This is a genomic window from Myroides sp., assembly GCF_032073645.1.
In the GTDB taxonomy this organism is placed as follows: Bacteria; Bacteroidota; Bacteroidia; order Flavobacteriales; family Flavobacteriaceae; genus Flavobacterium; species Flavobacterium odoratimimum.
Genome location: NZ_DAMANB010000017.1, coordinates 82,136 through 100,999, shown reverse-complemented (window position 1 = coordinate 100,999; position 18,864 = coordinate 82,136). Strand labels below are relative to the sequence as shown.

Below are 18,864 nucleotides of genomic sequence, written 5' to 3'. Positions count from 1 at the left end.
TACGCTTATGACTTTAATGGCTGTTGGTGATACCCGATATCATGTGTGTTTTTATTGCGGGAAGTTGATGTGTTAATGAAGCAAAAAAGGAGCTGCTAGCTCCTTTTTTTATTCTTCTTCTTTTTGTCCCATCATCATTAGATATGCTTTTAAGAAGTTGTCAATCTCTCCATTCATTACAGAATCTACATCAGTAGTTTCGAATTGTGTACGGACATCTTTAACTAGTTTATAAGGATGCATCACGTAGTTACGGATTTGCGAACCCCATTCTATTTTCTTCTTATTTGCTTCTATTTCATCACGCATTGCTTGTTTCTTCTTAAGCTCAATTTCATATAATTGAGACTTTAAAAGTTGCATTGCTTTTGTTTTGTTGTCTAATTGAGAACGCGTTTCAGAGTTCTCAATAATAATACCAGTAGGGTGGTGACGCAATCGTACTGCTGTCTCTACTTTATTAACGTTCTGTCCACCTGCACCACTAGATCGCATAGTCTCCCAAGAGATATCTGATGGGCTAATTTCGATTTCGATAGTATCATCTGCTAATGGATAAACATAAACAGATACGAATGAGGTATGACGCTTAGCATTGCTGTCAAATGGTGAGATACGCACTAAACGGTGAACTCCGTTTTCGCCTTTTAAGTATCCGAACGCAAATTCTCCATCGAACTCTAAGGTTACTGTTTTTACACCAGCAACTTCTCCTTCTTGGTAGTTTAGTTCTTTTACATTAACGCCGTTCTTCTCTCCCCACATGATGTACATACGCATCAGCATAGCTGCCCAATCGCAACTCTCTGTACCTCCTGCACCTGCCGTAATCTGTAGTACAGCACTCATATTATCTCCTTCGTCAGAAAGCATGTTTTTAAACTCTAGTTCTTCTATAATCTGAAGCGTTTTTTCATACTGTTCTACTACTTCTTCTTCTGTGTATTCACCTTCTGCATAGAATTCTAAAAGAATCTTTAATTCCTCTAGGTTAGATATAGCAGATTCATAGCCTTCTACCCATTTCTTTTTGGACTTCAGGGCTTTAACGATAACTTCTGCTTCTTTAGGATTATTCCAAAAGTCTGGAGCAAAAGTTTTTTCTTCCTCGTTTGTTATTTCGATAAGCTTCTTATCGATGTCAAAGATACCTCCTTAACGCACCAAGGCGATCAATAATATCCTTCTGTTGTTCTGTGGTTACCATAATTTTTAATACTTTTATAGCACAAAAATACTTATTCCTATCAATTTATGGAAATTAATTTAATCAGTGATACAATCACTAAGCCTACACCTGAAATGTTGAATTACATGATGAAAGCGAGGGTAGGAGATGATGTTTACAAGCAAGATGGAAGTACCAATGAATTAGAAATTGCTGTTGCTGAGTTGTTTGGGATGGAAGCAGCCCTTTTTTTTCCTTCAGGAACAATGGCAAATCAAGTCGCTATAAAATTGCATACTCAACCTGGAGATCATTTAATTTGTGATAAAAGTTCTCATATCAATATGTTTGAAGGGGGAGGGATAGCAGTGCACAGTGGAGTGAGTTGTGCATTAATAGATGGAGATAGAGGACGTATTACAGCAGAGCAAGTCTTGGAAAACTATAATGACCCCAATAATATTCACTTGCCAATCACTAAATTAGTTTGTATAGAAAATACGACAAATTTAGGTGGAGGAGCTTGTTATGAGCTAAGTGAGATAGAGCGTATTCGTGAGGTGTGTAATGAAAAGGGATTAAAGATGCACTTAGACGGGGCTAGATTATGGAATGCATTGGTGGCTAAATCACAACATCCAAGTCAGTTCGGTGCTTTATTTAATACGATATCAGTGTGTTTCTCTAAAGGACTTGGAGCTCCAGTGGGTTCTGTGTTGTTAGGATCGAAAGAAGATATCAAAAAAGCTATTCGCCTACGTAAATTAATGGGGGGAGGAATGCGTCAGATTGGGTATTTAACTTCGGCTGCTTTGTTCGCTTTAAAAAATAATGTTGGTCGCCTGCAAAGAGATCATTTCAGAGCGAAGCAAATAGAGATGGTTTTAAGTAAGAAAATATGGGTTAAGGAGGTTTTGCCTGTTCAAACTAATATCGTCGTTTTTAGGCTGCAAGAAATAGCTCAAAACAAAGTCTTTATAGATAAGTTGAAACAAAAGAATATATTTATCAGTGATATGGGAGGGGGATGGCTTCGTATGGTGACACATTTAGATTATCGCGAAGTAATGCATGAATATGTAATAGAAGCTCTTACTAAACTATAATTGTAGAGGTAGAGGTAAGACGATGTAAATCGTTTATTTAGTAATATTTATGTTTTTAGATCAGGGAAATTGACTTACCTTTGTTTAGATTTAAATTAAATAATGGAAAAATTAAAACAACGTTGGGGTATTACATCAAATTGGCAAATGGGTGTAATCTTATTAGTTTTTGCAATTACAGGTTCTACTGCAGCTTACATATCGAAACCTATTTTAACTAGCATAGGGCTAGACAGAGCTACAACTAATCCGTTTATATATTGGGTTCTGTATATTGTGCTAATTCTGCCCGTTTATAAAGTTATTTTGATTTGTGTGGGTACTATATTTGGACAACATCGCTTTTTTTGGAATTTCGTGATGAAAATGCTAAGAAGAATGGGTTTTGGTTCTTTAGTGCCAAAAGATAAATAAGAAGTTTACCAATTATTATATTTATAAAAAAGCTGAAAGTATTAGTTAATACTTTCAGCTTTTTTTGTTCTATTTAGTTCTTGTGAATGATAAAGATACAAGGTCTTTTGTGTAAGTCTTCTTTTGTGTTTTTCCATTGAGAAGCTGGTTTAGTCTGTATAAACTCTGTCTCTAAGGTTATATCACAAGCTACGCAGATAAGAGTGTTTGGATTTAATATCTGTACCATATCTTGTAACAGTTGATTATTTCTATATGGAGTTTCTATAAATAACTGTGATTGGTTTTTCTCTTGAGAAGTTCTCTCTAAAGCTTTAAGAGCACTCTTTTTATCACTTTTATCTATAGGTAGGTATCCATTGAAAGCAAAGCTTTGTCCGTTCATTCCTGAAGCCATAACGGATAATAAGATAGAAGAGGGACCTACTAAAGGAGTTACTTTAATATTTCTTTTATGAGCTATGTCTACAATAACTGCTCCAGGGTCTGCGACACCAGGACAACCTGCTTCACTCATTACACCAACGCTTTTGCCTTCTAATAATGGTTTAATATATTCTTTGTATTCACTTACTTCAGTGTGTTTATTTAAAGGAAAAAGAATAAGTTCTGATTGTTTTTTTTCAGGACATATGCTTTTAATAAAACGTCTTGCTGTTTTTTCATTTTCAACTATGAATATGTCAAGCATTTCGATAGCGCGTTTTACAGTTTGTGGCAAAACGTCCATAGGATTTGTAGTGTCTCCTAGGGTGATAGGGATTAGGTATAGTGTACCTGTAGGTATATTATTTGTCATTTGTCAAATTTCTCTCAAATAGAGTACAAAGGTAAAGATAAAGTATAGTACAAAAAAGAAAAGGAAGAAAATGACTTTCTTCCTTTTACTTACATATATCTAAGATTTTAAATCTTTGGCTATTACATTACAAACTTCATCTAAAAGATGAAAAACATGTTCAAAACCATCATCTCCTCCAAAATATGGATCAGGTACTTCTAGGTTTTGACCTGGTGTGTTTTCATTAAGAATTAACTTTACTTTATTTTTAGCTTCTTGACTAGGTGCTAACTTAATTACATTTTCGTAATTAGATTTGTCCATCACATAGATGCGATCAAAATTAGTAAAGTCACTTACTTTAAACTGTCTTGCTCGTTGTGTAGTTAAATCAATATTGTATTTTTTAGCAACAGCTATTGATCGTTTGTCTGGTTGACTACCTATATGCCAATCTCCAGTACCAGCTGAATCAACAAAAAAACTTTCTGTAGAAAGCTTTGATTGTAATATCCCTTCTGCTAAAGGCGAACGGCAAATATTGCCTAAACAAACCATCAATACTTTTGTCATTACATACTGAATTTAATATTTATATCATCGTGGAATTTCTTAAACTCCTTATCCGTTTCTAATAAATTATCCACAGTTTTGCAAGCGTGTAATACTGTAGCGTGATCTCTATCTCCTATTTGTGAACCAATAGAAGCTAAAGAAGCTTTAGTGTATTTTTTAGCAAAGAACATCGCTAGTTGTCTAGCTTGAACTATGTTTCTTTTTCTTGTCTTAGAACGCAATGTTTCTGTGTCCATTTGGAAATAATCAGAAACAATTTTTTGAATATAATCGATAGAGATTTCTCTCTTCACACTCTTCACAAATTTCTCAACAACTTGTCTTGCTAAGTCAATTGTTACTTCACGCTTATTAAATGAAGATTGAGCGATTAATGAAATGATAGCTCCTTCTAATTCTCTAATATTAGAGTTTACATTTTTAGCTACATATTCGATTATTTCTTTTGGCATATCTACTCCATCACGGAATAATATTCCTTCAACAATTTTTACTCTTGTTTCAAAATCTGGGTGTGATATCTCTGCAGATAATCCCCATTTAAAACGAGATAAAAGACGTTGTTCGATATCTTGAATATCTACTGGTGCTTTATCAGAAGTAAGAATTACTTGTTTACCATTTTGGTGTAAATGGTTGAAGATATGGAAAAACACATCTTGTGTACCTGATTTACCTGATAAGAATTGAATATCATCGACGATAAGTACATCTATTAATTGATAGAAGTAGATAAAGTCATTACGCGTATTCTTACGTACAGAGTCAATATACTGTTGAGTAAAGACTTCAGCAGAAATGTACAAGACAGTTTTTTCTGGGTAAAGATCTTTAATTTCAACACCGATAGCGTGTGCTAAGTGAGTCTTTCCTAATCCAACTCCTCCAAAAATAAGAAGTGGGTTAAAAGAAGTACCACCTGGTTTATTCGCAACAGCCATACCAGCAGAACGTGCCAATCTATTTGAATCACCTTCTAAGAAGTTATCAAATGAATAGTTTGAATTTAACTGAGATTCGATTTTTACGTTTCTGATTCCAGGAATTACAAAAGGGTTTTTTAATTCTGGATTCTTGTTTTGAATAGGTACATCTAACTCTTGAGGTTTTACTGGACCTCTTTGTGTACTTGGTAATTGTTCTGTATAAGGTTGTTTGTTTCCAGAAGGAGTTTCCATCTGAATCTTATACAATAACTTTGCTTCAGCTCCTAACTGTTTTGTTAGGGCTACTTTTAGGATTTTTACATAGTGTTCTTCCAACCACTCGTAAAAAAACTTACTAGGCACCTGAATATAAAGAGCATTCTCTGTAAGCTCAATAGCCTTAATAGGCATGAACCATGTCTTGAATGCTTGTTCTTGGATGTTATCCTTTATGAATTCAAGACAATTATTCCATACAGATTCTGCTGTCTTAATTGTATTATCGTGCATTTTAGGTTAGAATTATAAAAACAGTTACTACTTTTGAGGGATTTTCAAGGGGAGAAAATGACCTCTTATTTCAGTGGCAAATATGTGAACAATTTTTGGGATAAAAAAACCTTTTTGTCATTGCAAAGTATAAAATAATTTGTTAAGTATAAGAAAAAAAATAACTCACAAGTTTATTAGAAAGATTATGAAATATTTTGATTATAAGGTTCGCGTACGTTATGCGGAGACAGATAAAATGGGCGTTGTATATCACGGTAACTATGCGCAATACTTTGAAATTGGGAGAGTTGAGTGGTTGAGGAACTTAGGTATATCGTATAAGAAAATGGAGGAACTTGGTGTTATGTTACCTGTGGTATCGTTAACTATGAATTATAAGAAATCAGCCTTCTACGATGACGATTTAACCATACGTACAATCTTTAAAAAACTTAGTTCTGTGAAGATAGAATTTGATTATGAACTATATAACGAAAAAGGCGATTTATTAACAACAGGTAATTCCGTTTTAGTGTTTGTGAATATGGAAACAGGAAGACCAATGGCTGCACCAGATTATGTTGTTGATAAAATACAAATGTTAGAAAAATAGCAGTCATTTTAGAGTGAATAAAAATAATCTAGTTGAACAATTGTTTTTGTTAGTTGTCTTTTAATGGTAAAAAAGACAAATTAGGTACAGCATTACTTAAAACAAATATTTATATTTACACAAAAGATTATAAATTATGAAACCAATATATTGGCTGATGAGCCTAGGTACACTTTTATCAATAGGGACGTATGCACAAGAACCAAAGTTGTTAGATGGTCGTGTACGTTTATATGATGGAAATGTAGTTCCTGTTACTATTGAAAATAAAAGAAGTAAAGAAGTGACTAAAGCTGATGGACGTGGGTATTTTATCATGGATGCAGCTGTAGGGGATACTATTCGTTTTTCTGATAAGAAGTTAGCTTCTGTTAATTATATCATTGGCAAAGAAGATTTGAATGCCAGTAGGTTTAATGTACTAATGACTAAAAAAGGGCAGTCCTTAGATGAGATTATCATTGTTCGCAAAGATTTTGGTGATGACTTCTTTGAAGGTGTTCCTAATAAAAACCTTACAGCAGCAGAGAAACGTTATAAAAAGAATAATACTGTTTTTTCCTCAACATCTAACTATGGAATGGGAATTAGTTTAGATGCCTTAGTTAATATGATATCTGGTCAAAAGAAAAGAGATAAACAGGCGATTCTTTATGAAAAATTAGATATAAAAGTGCAGCAGTTCTTAGATGACTACACTAGAGAAGAACTGTTAGAGGATTTTAAAATTCCTGAAGAACGTTTAGAGGCATTTCTTTACTACGTAGTAGCTCAGCCTAGTTTTGAAAAAATAAAAGTAGAGCGCACAGAAGGTTTTAAACTTTATTTAGCTCAAGAATATATTGATTTCTTAGGGTTTATGGATTTAGAAGAATAATGATTTTAATGTAGAATCATATCATGATATTATTATAGAAACTGAGTAATAGTACGCTATTATTCAGTTTTTTTATTGGTCTTAAGTATAAAAGTAGAGATATCAAATAAAGCATCTTTACTATAAGCTTTACGACCTTGGAAGACAAATAACCACTTTTTCCATTCAGGCCATTGCGCATCTAATTGATAGTTGAATAACTTTGCATTTAGTAGACCATGTGTACTTCTTGGATATACTTTGATAGTGGTAGTGTCTGATTCTCTATTAGAAGTATATTGTTGATAAAGTTGAGCATTGGTACCAGCAGGGACATTAAGATCATCACTTCCCCATAAGGCTAATAGAGGACCTTGCATATTTTGTAAATCAACAGAAGAATCAGCTTTGAGATTTCTAGCAATGAATAAGAATCTATCTTTTTCTATTTCTGATTCTTTAATTGTACAATCATTAAAATCAGTGAATAGTTTATAATCTGCTTGCTGTATAGAGTCTGCTTTTCGTTTTATTTCTTGTTCTGAGTATCCTTCTTCCTCTAAGCGTTTAGTTGTATAGTAATAACCTTGATCCATCCAATTAACGGCTCCTCCGATGATAACAGAGAAAGCAGGCTTAGTAAGGATAGCTGCTTTTGGAATGACCCAGCCTCCTTGAGAGAAACCTAGATATCCAATTCTATTCGGAGCAATTCCTTTGTCATGTACTAGAAAGTCAAAAGCATCTTTAGCTTCTACAGCTCTGTCCGTGATGGATTGGTTTAACCAATTTCCTTTGCTTTTATCTATACCTTTCTTGTCCCAGGTAAATACAGCAATTCCTTGATCTACTAGATGATGTATTAAAGGAAGGTAGCCTGAGTTAGAGGTCTTGTTTTGTGGGCCATCTCCATGAATAAAAATAGCGATAGGAGCAGTTTTAAAAAACTCTTTTTTAGGTAGAAATAAAGTGGCAGACAATTCCTCTCCTTGTGAAGTAAAGATTACTTCCTTTTGTGTAATCGTCGTGTCATCAAAATCTTGACTTCCTAAGAAGAAAAAATAAAGAAAAATAATGAGAAAGGTAGTAAAGATTGCTGCAAGTATTTTCCAAAGCATAGCTGTATTTTTAGCCAAATATAAGCAGGTACGCGAATAGAAAAATAATATATTTAACTCAACAGTATTTTTTCAGTACTGAAACTACAAATAAAGGAGAAAAAGCTAATTGTATCTAAAATAGACTATTGAGTGAAAGTAAAGAACGAAACTAATATGCTTCGTCCGTTTCTTCGACAACTTTTACTTCATAAAATGGAACAAAAGCAGCTAGCGCTTGTTCATATTCATTTTTGCGTATAGATAACTCTATTTCACAGCTCATTTCCATTTTTTGACTTAGAATGTTTAAGTCTTTTTCTTTGATTACACGCATGACATTGTTCATGTCTTTGTATTCAAAGCGAACTTTAAACTTCTTATCAATTGTTTTTTCTATAATTTCCGCTTCTTCCATGGCCATCTGAGCTGCTGCACGATAGGCAGTGATGAGTCCTCCTACGCCCAGCTTTATACCACCGAAATAGCGTACCACTACGATTAGAATATCTGTGACCTCATAAGATTGTATTTGTCCATAGATAGGAGCGCCTGCAGTATTACTAGGTTCTCCATCATCATTAGCACGATAGTATACCTGTTCTGCTCCAAGTTGAAAGGCATAGCACCAGTGGCGCGCATTATAATGCTCTTTCTTGATGCGATCGATGATTTCTTTTACTTCTTCTTCGCGTTGAATAGGAAAAGCATAGCCAAAAAACTTACTATTCTTTTCTTTATACAATACTTCTTCTGTCGGTTTACTTATTGTTTTATATGAATCTAATGCTTCTGCCATTATTTGCGATATACTATTCTTAATTCGTTGTCTAAAATACGATGTTTTACTACTTTATCAAATCCTGAAAGATGTGGAGAAGGGATACCTTCTGTTATTGGAGTACTTCCAATAAATACTCTTGCTTCATCCCATAACTCTGCATCAATAAAATGCTGAAGTGTATGCGTACCACCTTCTACTACAACAGACATAATCTGATGTCTGTATAAAATATCTAGAATCTGTGGTACTAGAGATTGACTAAAATCTGCATGCTCATAGATTAGATTATCAGTAGAGACTAAGTCTTGATTAGCCGTGATACAGATTGTTTTGACATTATTATCTTTAATGCTAAAGGAATTGTCTATTTTGCCAATTCTATCAATAAATACACGGATAGGGCTTTTGCCGTACCAATCTCTTGTAGTAAGAGAAGGATTATCACTAAGAACTGTTTGTGTACCTACTAAGAAAGCCATTTCTTCACTTCTCCATTGATGTACTAATTGTTTAGAATAGGCATTCGATATCCAGAAAGGTCTATTAGTAGTTCTTTGTATAGGAGCGATAAAGTGATCTATAGACTCAGCCCATTTTAGGATAATATAAGGGCGTTTTTGATTGTGAAATGTAAAAAAACGCTTGTTACTATCTTGGCATTCTTTTTCTAATACACCTACTATTACTTCTATTCCTGCATCACGCATTTTTTGAATTCCTCTGCCACATACTTTTGCAAAGGGATCTACAGTACCGATAACGACTTTAGGTATCTTCTTTTCGATTACCAAGTCACAGCACGGAGGAGTCTTACCAAAGTGACTACATGGCTCTAGACTGACATATAAAGTACTTTCTTTAAGGAGCTCTTGATTCTGAACAGATGCTATTGCATTAGGCTCAGCATGAGGACCTCCATAAGGAGAAGTGAAGCCTTCTCCGATAATGCGATTGTTGTGTACTACCACAGCTCCTACAGAAGGATTAGGCATAGCAGCATAAGTTCCTTGTAGTGCTAACTGAATACAGCGAGAAATATATAATTCGTGTCTTTCCAAAATTGATAATAATGTATCTTTGAACAAAATTAAACTAAAACATTTGTTTTTAAAGAATACTATGCAGATAAAGTACTACCAATCCTATTTTAAAGAGAGTTTAACTCCTATTTATGATGCTGTGGAAGCGGAGCAATTATTTTTGATTGCTTTAGAAGAGATAGAAGGGAAAACTAGAATTGATCTAGTTATGAATCCAACGATGCAGACAGATAAGGTAGCAGTATGGGAATCTGTATTAGAAGAATTAAAACAAGAAAAACCAATTCAATATATCTTTGGGCAAGCCTATTTTTACGGATTGACCTTTAAGGTGAATGAGTTTACTCTTATTCCAAGAGCAGAAACAGAAGAATTAGTAGAGTGGATAATAAATAGTGTCAACCCATCTAAACCTATTAGAATATTAGATATAGGAACAGGAAGTGGCTGTATAGGAATAACATTAGCGAATGAATTACCTCTAGCTAGAGTTACTTTAATGGATGTTTCTGATAAGGCTTTAGAAGTAGCGAAACAGAATGCAGTAAGTAATGGAGTGGCTGTGGAAACGATTTTACAAGATGTATTACAACTAGAAAAGTTGAAGAGTCAGTACGATATTATAGTGTCTAATCCTCCTTATGTACGCAACTTAGAAAAAGTAGAAATAAAAAAGAATGTATTAGATTATGAGCCTCATCTAGCTCTATTCGTAGAAGATAATGATCCACTGATATTTTATAGAAAGATAGCTCTTCTAGCCAATAACAACTTACAAACAGGAGGTATGTTGTTCTATGAAATTAACCAGTATTTAGGAGAGGAGACTAAAACATTGTTTGAATCTCTTGATTTCACAGGTGTAGAGTTAAGAAAAGATATGGTAGGAAATGATAGAATGATTAAAGCTGTTAAACGATAAGTGAGTAGAGTAATTAACGTCATAGAGATAAAAGCTTTTTCCTGCTGTAGTAGCTGAATTTATGGAATATTCTATTTCTAGTAGTAACACCTCACAAGTATTGTAAGCAATTCTCATGAACTTATAATTAAGAATTTATTGAATAAGGACATATAAACTAATAAAGGCTATCACTAGGATAGCCTTTATTAGTTATAATTAGATTAATGAGCGTGTCCTCCGCCTCCTTCGTTTTTGATCAAGTGACTTTGAATATAGTAAGCACCAGATAGTACAATCTCACTATCTTTAGGAATGTCTTGTAAGACTGTTACCTGTGAGTACCCTAATTCTGATACTCCTGCTTTGACTTCTATTCTTTGGAAGTGATATGACATACCGCTTTCTTCTTTATGAGCATCTTCTAGAATGAAAATAAACTCACGTCCATCTGCTTTGACAATCGCGTCATTAGGCAGAGCATCTACTGTTCTCTCTCCGATATGTACTAATGCATTAACATAAAGTCCTGGTATCAGAGTCTCAGGTACATTATCAATATTAGCATGTACGATTACGGTTTTAGTACCAGGTTCAAAAGATTTATTGATACTAAAAATAGTAGCAGTTACCTCTGAATTATTGATATTAGTAAAGTTAAAAGAGACCTTTTGTCCTATTTTGATAAAAGGCATGTCTTTTTCGTACACTAATAAATCTAAGTGAATTCTAGAGTTATCTACAATAGTAAATAGAGACTGCCCCGCCATAACATTAGTACCTATTTTGACTGGTATAGTAGCTATATTACCAGATATAGGAGATACTATTCTCAACGATTTAGAGATAGACCCAGGAGCTGTATTAACTAAGCTTAGTCTATTGCTTAAAGATTGGTATCTTGCGCGTTCTATATTTAAGTCTGATTTAGTCTTCTGATATGTCTTTTCAGAGTTGACATTCTCTGCTCTTAGAGTTTGCTGACGTTTATACTCTAGTTCTAAATATTCTAATGTGTTTTTAGAAACGAGGTATTCCTCTTGTAGCTGAATATATTCAGGACTATCTATAATTGCTATTGTTTGCCCTTTTTTTACATAGTCTCCTAGATTCACATTGATATTTGTGATTGTACCACTTAAAAAAGAAGATACATCAGCCTGACTTTGAGCAGGAAGCTCAGTATTACCATTTACTCTAATGACATCACTTAAGTTTTTTTGCTGTACTTGTCCTAGTTGAATGTTAGAAGCAGTGTATTGAGCTTGGTTGAGCTCTACCTCTTTATTAGCAGATTCTTCTTTCGCTTCTGTTTTTGTAGTACTCTCTGTTTTTTCGTTTTCGTGATCATGACCAGAATGGTCTTCTTCAGCATTTTTACAGCTAAATAATAGAATACTTGTAGCTATTGATAAAAATATAATCGACTTTTTCATTTCTCTGATATTATTGGTTTACTAAATAATGTAGGGTATTGTGACTTAGGTTATACTGTAGAATAGCATCTAAGTAATTCATCTGAATCGCTAGTGCTGTTTCTACGGATTGAATGTATTCTACATAAGAGATATCCCCATTATTATAAGATTTCTTAGCGTGGTCTTTGATAAGAGCAGCATTCTTTAAAGCATTTTCTTGATAGTAATCGATTACTTTCTCTTGTGCTTTGATAATGTCAAATTGTTGTTGAACATTTTCTTCTAATTGTTTGTGCAGGTATTCTTTTTGCACTGTAGCTTGTTGTATTTCATACTTCATCGCTTTTACCTTAGCGTTTTGACTACCAAAGAAGATAGGTATAGAAATCCCAACAGTATAACTTGGTACACGCAATTCTTTCCCATAAGTGACAGGTAGTCCATTACTCCCTGTTACAGTTCCTGAATCTGATTTTATATTATAACCTAATGTGAAGTCAGGTAAGAAGTTTGCCTTCTCTAGTCTTCTATTTGCTTCTATTGTTTCGATCTCTTTTTCTGCTAGCTGAATAGTGTTGTTTAAACTCAAATCAAAGTCAACATCCGCCTCGTGTTTGTCATACACAATATCAGTGTTCATAGGGATGAAATCTTCCTCTAAGTTTAATAGAGCTTTTAGCTTAGAAGTTTCGTTGTCTATCCCTGTTTTATTTTGTGTGATAAGTACTCTTAACTCTTGTTCTTTAGCAGAAGCTACATTACTTTCCATCAGTGTAGTTTCACCTGTTTCATAGCGAAGCTTAGCTGATTTAGAAAAATCCTTTAACAAGTCTGCTTGTTCTTTGAGTAGTACTTCTTTTGAAAGTGCATACAATAAGTTTTCCCAAGCTTGTCTTACTGCGTATTCCGTAACATTAACAGCTCCTTGTTGTTGGATAACAGCTGTCTCGTAAGCCTTATTTAGAACAGACTTTTTCTTTCCATAGGTAAACGGTGAGAAAGATTGAGAAATAGACAAGGTAATGTCCTTTTTCTCTTTAGTATCTAAATACCCAAAACCTGTTGAGATATCTGTTTTAGCTAGGTCAAAGTACGTTCCTATCATTTGCTTTTGAGCAATTGTATTATACTCTGCCGCTTTTATTCCTTTATTATTTGCTACGCTTAGTTCTAAGGCCTCTTGTAATGTAAGCTTTTTGACTTCTTGTGCTTGTGTACCTATTCCTATTAGTAATAATAGAGTAGAGGCTACTATAGTTTTATTTTTTTTGCCTATTCCCAATCCTTTTTCTTCATAGTAATAGATAATAGGCAAGACGATTAACGTTAAGATAGTAGCAGAGATTAACCCTCCAATAACTACTGTAGCTAGGGGTTTTTGTACTTCTGCTCCAGCACTAGTGCTCAGTGCCATTGGTAAGAAACCTAGAGAAGCTACAGCTGCTGTAAGTAATACAGGGCGTAGACGTATTTTAGTTCCTTCTATTATTCTTTCATATAAATCCATACCTTCTTTTTTAAGTGAGTTAAACTGACCGATTAGTACGATACCATTTAATACAGCGACTCCGAAAAGTGCGATAAATCCAACTCCTGCTGAGATACTAAATGGCATATCTCTAAGCCATAATGCAGCTACTCCACCGATAGCAGAAAGAGGAATAGCAGTAAAAATCATCAAGGACTGTTTTACTGATTTAAAAGTAAAGTATAACAACACAAATATTAATGCTAGAGCTACTGGTACAGCTACCATTAATCGGTTTGTTGCTTCCACTAAGTTTTCAAATTGTCCTCCATAAGTGATAAAGTATCCATCAGGCATATCTAGTTTTTTATCTAAGATGGCTTGAATATCATTCACCACACTTTTTACATCTCGTTCGCGGACATTAAATCCTAATACAATACGTCTTTTACCATCTTCTCTACTGATCTGTTGAGGACCGTCTTCATAGTCGATATTAGCGATTTGCCCTAAGGGAATTTGTTGCCCATTCGCTAATGGAATAAACATATTTCTAAGGTTTTCAATATCTTGTCTAGAATTGCTTTCTAAGCGTACGACTAGGTCAAATCTCTTTTCTCCTTCATAAACTACTCCTGCAGTTTCTCCTGCAAAACCAGCTCTTACGACTTGACTGATTTCAGATATGGTAAGCCCATATAGCGCAAGTTTATCTTGATTATACTTAATCGATATCTGTGGCAATCCGCTTACTCTTTCTAGTTTAGTACTAGCTACACCAGGTACACCTGAGATTAGACCACTTATTTCATCACCTATACTCGCTAGGCGATCTAGGTCGTCTCCAAACACTTTAATCGCTACATCACTTCTTACTCCGGTCATTAGTTCGTTAAAACGCATTTGGATAGGTTGAGAGAACTCTGTCGTTACTCCCGGTATTTCTTCTAACGCTTCTTCCATTAGAGAAATAAGTTCCTCTTTGGTTTTAGCTGATGTCCATTCTTTTTTCTCTTTTAAAATAATAATCATATCGGCAGCTTCCATAGGCATAGGATCTGTTGGAATCTCCGCACTACCTATTTTTGAGATGACCATTTTCACCTCAGGGAAGCGCTCCATTAGAATCTGTTCTGCTTTAGTCGTAGTCTCTATTTCTTGGGATAGCGAACTACCAGAAGAGATAATAATATGTGTAGCTAAATCCCCTTCGTCTAGAGTAGGAATAAACTCACCTCCCATACGACCGAAGACAAATAAAGCAATGGCAAATAATCCAAAAGCAATAGCTAGAACGATTCTTTTTATTTTAAAAGCACCTTCTAATAGAGGTTTATACCAACTATATAGTTTGTCAATAATCTTATCACTAAAGTTTGGTTTTTCTTTTCCTGCTTTCTTTGATAAGAATAACGAAGAGGCCATAGGTACATAAGTAAGCGAAAGAATGAAAGCTCCTAGAATAGCAAATGACACAGTCATCGCCATAGGGCCAAACATTTTTCCTTCGATGCCTGTTAAAGCTAATATAGGCAAGTACACGATTAGGATAATAATTTCTCCAAACGAAGCACTTGTTCTTATTTTAGACGAAGCAGTATATACTTCAGTGTTCATTTCGTCTTGGGTGAGCACTCTATTTTTACCTGCATGGAGTCGATGTACTATGGCTTCTACAATAATAACAGCTCCATCGACTATTAATCCGAAATCAATCGCTCCTAAACTCATTAAGTTACCACTTACACCGAATAACTTCATCATAGAGATAGCGAATAATAAGGCTAGAGGTATCACAGAAGCTACGATTAGCCCTGCTCTCCAGTTTCCTAAAAGCAATACTAGTACAAATACGACAATCAGAGCACCTTCGATAAGGTTTGTTTGTATTGTGCTAACTGTTTTGTCGATTAATTTAGTTCTATCTATAAAAGGTTCTATTGCTACTCCTTCAGGTAGTGTTTTTTCTATTTGAGTGATTCTTTCTTTTACCGCTTTGACCACTTCTTGTGTATTGGCATCTTTTAGCATCATCACCATACCACTCACATCTTCACCTTTTCCATCTTTAGTCACAGCACCATATCGAATACTGCTCCCGATGCGTACTTCTGCTACATCGCGCACTAATACAGGTGTACCGTTGTTAGACTTCACTACGATTCGCTCTATGTCTTCTATGCTTTTTACCATTCCTACACTTCTGATGAAGTAAGCATAAGGTTTTTTGTCAATATAAGCCCCTCCAGTATTCTCGTTATTGGCTTCTAGTGCGTTAAATATCTCAAGGATAGAGGTGTTCATACTGTTAAGCAAGTCAGGTTTTACTGCTATTTCGTATTGCTTTAATTGACCTCCTAGGGTGTTTACTTCAGCCACTCCTTTTACACCTACCAGTTGTGGTTTGATAATCCAGTCTTGTATAGTACGTAGATCCATACTATTGTATCTTTCTTCGTAGCCATCTTTAGGGTAGACTACATATTGGTATATTTCGCCTAGCCCTGTACTCACAGGAGCTAACTCAGGTGTTCCTACTCCTTTAGGAATGACTTCTTCAGCAGTTTTTAGTTTTTCTGATATTTGATTACGAGCCCAGTATATATCCGTGTCTTCTGTAAATACTACAGTGATCACACTTAGTCCAAACCTACTGATAGAGCGAAGTTCCGTTATATTAGGAATAGGCTTTACAGCCTGCTCGATAGGATAGGTGATGAATTGTTCCACTTCTTGTGTTGCTAGTGTAGGAGAACTAGTGATAATTTGAACTTGATTATTGGTTATATCAGGTTGAGTATCCATTGGTAAATTAAGTAGAGAATAAGTCCCAAGCGTGATTAACCCTAGAACAAATAGTCCAATAATAAACTTGTTGCGGATACTAAAATGTATGATTTTATCTAACATAGTAGTAATAGTCTTAAAAATGATTTGTGATGTGTTGTATGGGCTAAGTAATGCCCCATAACAAGAGTTAACTTTATGATTCTATAAGCCTGTATAGGATAGCTACAATCTTGTTCTCTGTTAGAATATAGCTACAGAAATAAGTAGCTCTACAGGTTCATTGAACAACATTATAGCTCAATGAATAGATAGAAAAAGAAAGTTAAAAGGGTATTAAGCAACTATTTTAGGTGGTTGCCAAATAGGGTACTCCATTCTAATCACAGTATCTTTGTGATATGAAGGGATTTTGTGGTTGTGTTTTACAGAAGAAAGGTCTATTACATTAATGACTTCTGCCACAGTTAAAGAAACTGCGCAACAAGAACAGCTACACAATGGAGAGCACACATCTAAGTGGTCTATATCAGAGTCAGCCTGTTGTAAAGAAGTTAAGTGTATAGATTTTGTACTTTGAGTAATATTCAAATCAACATAACTATCCGCACAAGGATAGAAACTTATCGCTAGAAAAACTAACGAAAGAAATAAGTTTAATATGTTGTTGAATTGTTTCATAAGGCAAATATAGTAGAAAGAGATGAGATGATAAAACATAGACTATGTCTTTGCAACAGTGTTGCATAGCTAAATATGGAATACAATAGACTCATACTACTGTTTATTATAGTACAACAGTTCTTGTTCTTATGAGATCCTTGTGTTATTCAGACTCACATTTGTTATATTTTCTTCGCTTATAGGGATTTAACATAAGTTTTTAAGTGTTTCATTTTCAATTAAGTAAATTAGTGGGAACTTAAAAAAATATAATTATGAGTACACAGATAAAATCAAGTATTAAAACAATTAACCCAACTACGGGAAAAGAAGAAAAAGTGTATCCAGTGATGTCACCTGAAGAAATAGATAAGATCTTAGCTAAAGCAGATAAGACCTTTCTGACATGGGGAAAGACAACGATAAAAGAAAGAGCAGCTATTATTCATAAAGTAGCAGAAGCTTTCAGAGCACGCAAGGAAGAGCTAGGAGCCTTAATCACTCGTGAGATGGGTAAACTACACAGTGAAGGGATAGGAGAAGTGCTATTATGTGCGGATATCTTTGACTTCTATGCTACTAATGCAGAAACCTTATTAGCAGATGAAAAGATAAAAATACCTCACGGAGAAGCATTTATTAGTAAAGAACCCATAGGTACTATTCTTAGTGTACAGCCGTGGAACTTCCCATTCTATCAGATTACACGTTCTGCTGCTCCTAATCTTATGGCAGGGAATACAATGGTGTTAAAACACGCTTCTAATATTCCTCAGTGTGCAGAGATTATGGAGATAATCTTTAAAGAATGTGGTCTACCTGATGGGGTATACACTAACTTATTTGTGCCAGGAGCATCTATAGAAGCGATTATCGGTGATCCTAGAGTGAAAGCTGTAGCATTCACAGGAAGTGAGCCAGCAGGATCGAGTGTAGCTGCTGCTGCAGGTAAGCACATTAAGAAAACGACATTAGAGTTAGGAGGTAGTGATGCTTTCGTAGTACTAGATGATGCAGATCTTAAGAAAGCAATTAAGGGTGCTGTGGAAGGTCGACTATGGAATGCAGGTCAAGTATGTGTATCGCCTAAACGTCTTATAGTAGATAAGAAATTAGCTAAGGCGTTTATTGAAGGAGTGACTGAACAAGTAAAGCAAACGAAAGTAGGGGATCCTATGTCAGCCGATACTCAGTTAGCACCTCTAAGTAGTGAGAAAGCAAGAGAAGATGTATTAAAACAAGTGAAGAAAGCTGTAGAACAAGGCGCTAAGTTAGTCTATGGTGGAAATAAATTAGATAGAGAGGGATGGTTTATGGAACCAACTATTCTAACAGGTATCAAAAAAGGGATGGATGCCTATAGCGAAGAGATATTCGGTCCTGTATTCATGATTTATGAAGTAGAGAACGAGGCAGAGGCTATCGCATTAGCTAATGATACAGATTATGGATTAGGCGGTAGTGTATTCACAGAGAATAAAGAAAGAGGAGTGAAGGTCGCTCGTCAGATTGCTACCGGAATGGTGTATATCAACCATGTGACAGGTATCTCACCAGAATTACCTTTTGGTGGTACGAAGAAGTCAGGGTATGGTAGAGAACAAGCGAAATACGGTATCCATGAATTCGTCAATGAAAAACTGATCAGAGTAACTGATATAGATAAAGCTTATTAGTAGTAATAAGTACTTTTAATTGTTTAAGTGGAGGGTGTTCTTTATAGAACATCCTCTTTTTTTATATTCATAGGTTAATGAATTTTATATGACAAAGA

General features: G+C 34.8%; 16 protein-coding genes. 6 read left to right on the top strand and 10 right to left on the bottom strand.

Going from position 1 to position 18,864, the window contains the following annotated elements:
* Window positions 1-108: 108 nt before the first annotated feature.
* A protein-coding gene (gene prfB / locus RT228_RS13045; RefSeq protein ID WP_115283932.1) for a peptide chain release factor 2 occupies window positions 109-1,207 on the bottom strand; the annotation gives its coding sequence in 2 pieces (ribosomal slippage) (window positions 109-1,143 and window positions 1,145-1,207; 1,098 coding nt in all).
* A gap of 47 nt (window positions 1,208-1,254) precedes the next feature.
* On the opposite strand from prfB, the gene RT228_RS13040 reads away from it, so the two are divergent.
* Window positions 1,255-2,274 (top strand): threonine aldolase family protein, encoded by a 1,020-nt coding sequence (locus tag RT228_RS13040; RefSeq protein ID WP_058699671.1) that lies wholly within the window; start codon window positions 1,255-1,257, stop codon window positions 2,272-2,274.
* Window positions 2,275-2,376: 102 nt separating this feature from the next.
* The gene (locus RT228_RS13035) at window positions 2,377-2,688 is read left to right on the top strand and encodes a DUF6787 family protein (protein WP_006258589.1); all 312 of its coding nucleotides are present in this window, start codon (window positions 2,377-2,379) and stop codon (window positions 2,686-2,688) included.
* Window positions 2,689-2,761: 73 nt separating this feature from the next.
* Here RT228_RS13035 and RT228_RS13030 read toward each other — a convergent pair whose 3' ends face one another.
* From RT228_RS13030 to dnaA, 3 genes are all read right to left on the bottom strand, one after another.
* Complete coding sequence (locus RT228_RS13030; RefSeq protein WP_006258588.1) at window positions 2,762-3,487, bottom strand: SAM-dependent methyltransferase; 726 nt, start codon at window positions 3,485-3,487, stop codon at window positions 2,762-2,764.
* A gap of 99 nt (window positions 3,488-3,586) precedes the next feature.
* A complete protein-coding gene (locus RT228_RS13025) occupies window positions 3,587-4,042 on the bottom strand; it encodes a low molecular weight protein-tyrosine-phosphatase (protein WP_006258587.1) in 456 nt (151 codons plus the stop codon).
* Window positions 4,042-5,481, bottom strand: coding sequence for a chromosomal replication initiator protein DnaA (gene dnaA, locus RT228_RS13020; RefSeq protein ID WP_006258586.1), 1,440 nt, complete (start codon window positions 5,479-5,481; stop codon window positions 4,042-4,044). The genes RT228_RS13025 and dnaA overlap by 1 nt, the downstream gene beginning before the upstream one ends.
* Before the next feature lie 187 nt (window positions 5,482-5,668).
* Here dnaA and RT228_RS13015 point away from each other — a divergent pair, with 187 nt between their 5' ends.
* A complete protein-coding gene (locus tag RT228_RS13015; RefSeq protein WP_006258585.1) occupies window positions 5,669-6,076 on the top strand; it encodes an acyl-CoA thioesterase in 408 nt (135 codons plus the stop codon).
* A 136-nt stretch (window positions 6,077-6,212) separates the two neighbouring features.
* A complete protein-coding gene (locus RT228_RS13010) occupies window positions 6,213-6,953 on the top strand; it encodes a hypothetical protein (RefSeq protein WP_039330326.1) in 741 nt (246 codons plus the stop codon).
* 59 nt (window positions 6,954-7,012) lie between these two features.
* Here RT228_RS13010 and RT228_RS13005 read toward each other — a convergent pair whose 3' ends face one another.
* From RT228_RS13005 to ribD, 3 genes are all read right to left on the bottom strand, one after another.
* Window positions 7,013-8,050, bottom strand: coding sequence for an alpha/beta hydrolase family protein (locus RT228_RS13005; protein WP_058699672.1), 1,038 nt, complete (start codon window positions 8,048-8,050; stop codon window positions 7,013-7,015).
* Window positions 8,051-8,201: 151 nt separating this feature from the next.
* Window positions 8,202-8,828: an IMPACT family protein gene (locus RT228_RS13000; protein WP_006258582.1), complete on the bottom strand. Its 627-nt coding sequence runs from the start codon at window positions 8,826-8,828 to the stop codon at window positions 8,202-8,204.
* Window positions 8,828-9,898, bottom strand: a complete 1,071-nt coding sequence (ribD, locus tag RT228_RS12995) for a bifunctional diaminohydroxyphosphoribosylaminopyrimidine deaminase/5-amino-6-(5-phosphoribosylamino)uracil reductase RibD (protein WP_006258580.1) — start codon at window positions 9,896-9,898, stop codon at window positions 8,828-8,830. Before ribD ends, RT228_RS13000 begins: the two co-directional genes overlap by 1 nt.
* 34 nt (window positions 9,899-9,932) lie before the next feature.
* Here ribD and prmC point away from each other — a divergent pair, with 34 nt between their 5' ends.
* Window positions 9,933-10,775 (top strand): peptide chain release factor N(5)-glutamine methyltransferase, encoded by an 843-nt coding sequence (prmC, locus tag RT228_RS12990; protein WP_036496764.1) that lies wholly within the window; start codon window positions 9,933-9,935, stop codon window positions 10,773-10,775.
* 203 nt (window positions 10,776-10,978) lie between these two features.
* Here prmC and RT228_RS12985 read toward each other — a convergent pair whose 3' ends face one another.
* The 3 genes from RT228_RS12985 to RT228_RS12975 all read right to left on the bottom strand — a co-directional run bounded on the left by RT228_RS12985 (window position 10,979) and on the right by RT228_RS12975 (window position 17,108).
* Window positions 10,979-12,190: an efflux RND transporter periplasmic adaptor subunit gene (locus tag RT228_RS12985; RefSeq protein ID WP_006264250.1), complete on the bottom strand. Its 1,212-nt coding sequence runs from the start codon at window positions 12,188-12,190 to the stop codon at window positions 10,979-10,981.
* A 10-nt stretch (window positions 12,191-12,200) separates the two neighbouring features.
* Window positions 12,201-16,550 (bottom strand): CusA/CzcA family heavy metal efflux RND transporter, encoded by a 4,350-nt coding sequence (locus RT228_RS12980; protein ID WP_286397540.1) that lies wholly within the window; start codon window positions 16,548-16,550, stop codon window positions 12,201-12,203.
* Window positions 16,551-16,763: 213 nt separating this feature from the next.
* Window positions 16,764-17,108: a DUF6660 family protein gene (locus RT228_RS12975; RefSeq protein WP_071307621.1), complete on the bottom strand. Its 345-nt coding sequence runs from the start codon at window positions 17,106-17,108 to the stop codon at window positions 16,764-16,766.
* 257 nt (window positions 17,109-17,365) lie between these two features.
* Here RT228_RS12975 and RT228_RS12970 point away from each other — a divergent pair, with 257 nt between their 5' ends.
* A complete protein-coding gene (locus RT228_RS12970) occupies window positions 17,366-18,766 on the top strand; it encodes an NAD-dependent succinate-semialdehyde dehydrogenase (RefSeq protein ID WP_071307620.1) in 1,401 nt (466 codons plus the stop codon).
* Window positions 18,767-18,864 lie beyond the last annotated feature (98 nt).

What these genes read in the sequence shown, in the direction of transcription:
- RT228_RS13025 (WP_006258587.1), bottom strand. Translation starts at nt 4,042, where the DNA reads ATGACAAAAGTATTGATGGTTTGTTTAGGCAATATTTGCCGTTCGCCT.
- RT228_RS13015 (WP_006258585.1), top strand. Translation starts at nt 5,669, where the DNA reads ATGAAATATTTTGATTATAAGGTTCGCGTACGTTATGCGGAGACAGAT.
- RT228_RS12970 (WP_071307620.1), top strand. Translation starts at nt 17,366, where the DNA reads ATGAGTACACAGATAAAATCAAGTATTAAAACAATTAACCCAACTACG.
- RT228_RS13040 (WP_058699671.1), top strand. Translation starts at nt 1,255, where the DNA reads ATGGAAATTAATTTAATCAGTGATACAATCACTAAGCCTACACCTGAA.
- RT228_RS12975 (WP_071307621.1), bottom strand. Translation starts at nt 17,108, where the DNA reads ATGAAACAATTCAACAACATATTAAACTTATTTCTTTCGTTAGTTTTT.
- dnaA (WP_006258586.1), bottom strand. Translation starts at nt 5,481, where the DNA reads ATGCACGATAATACAATTAAGACAGCAGAATCTGTATGGAATAATTGT.
- RT228_RS13035 (WP_006258589.1), top strand. Translation starts at nt 2,377, where the DNA reads ATGGAAAAATTAAAACAACGTTGGGGTATTACATCAAATTGGCAAATG.
- RT228_RS12985 (WP_006264250.1), bottom strand. Translation starts at nt 12,190, where the DNA reads ATGAAAAAGTCGATTATATTTTTATCAATAGCTACAAGTATTCTATTA.
- RT228_RS13000 (WP_006258582.1), bottom strand. Translation starts at nt 8,828, where the DNA reads ATGGCAGAAGCATTAGATTCATATAAAACAATAAGTAAACCGACAGAA.
- RT228_RS12980 (WP_286397540.1), bottom strand. Translation starts at nt 16,550, where the DNA reads ATGTTAGATAAAATCATACATTTTAGTATCCGCAACAAGTTTATTATT.
- prmC (WP_036496764.1), top strand. Translation starts at nt 9,933, where the DNA reads ATGCAGATAAAGTACTACCAATCCTATTTTAAAGAGAGTTTAACTCCT.
- RT228_RS13005 (WP_058699672.1), bottom strand. Translation starts at nt 8,050, where the DNA reads ATGCTTTGGAAAATACTTGCAGCAATCTTTACTACCTTTCTCATTATT.
- RT228_RS13030 (WP_006258588.1), bottom strand. Translation starts at nt 3,487, where the DNA reads ATGACAAATAATATACCTACAGGTACACTATACCTAATCCCTATCACC.
- RT228_RS13010 (WP_039330326.1), top strand. Translation starts at nt 6,213, where the DNA reads ATGAAACCAATATATTGGCTGATGAGCCTAGGTACACTTTTATCAATA.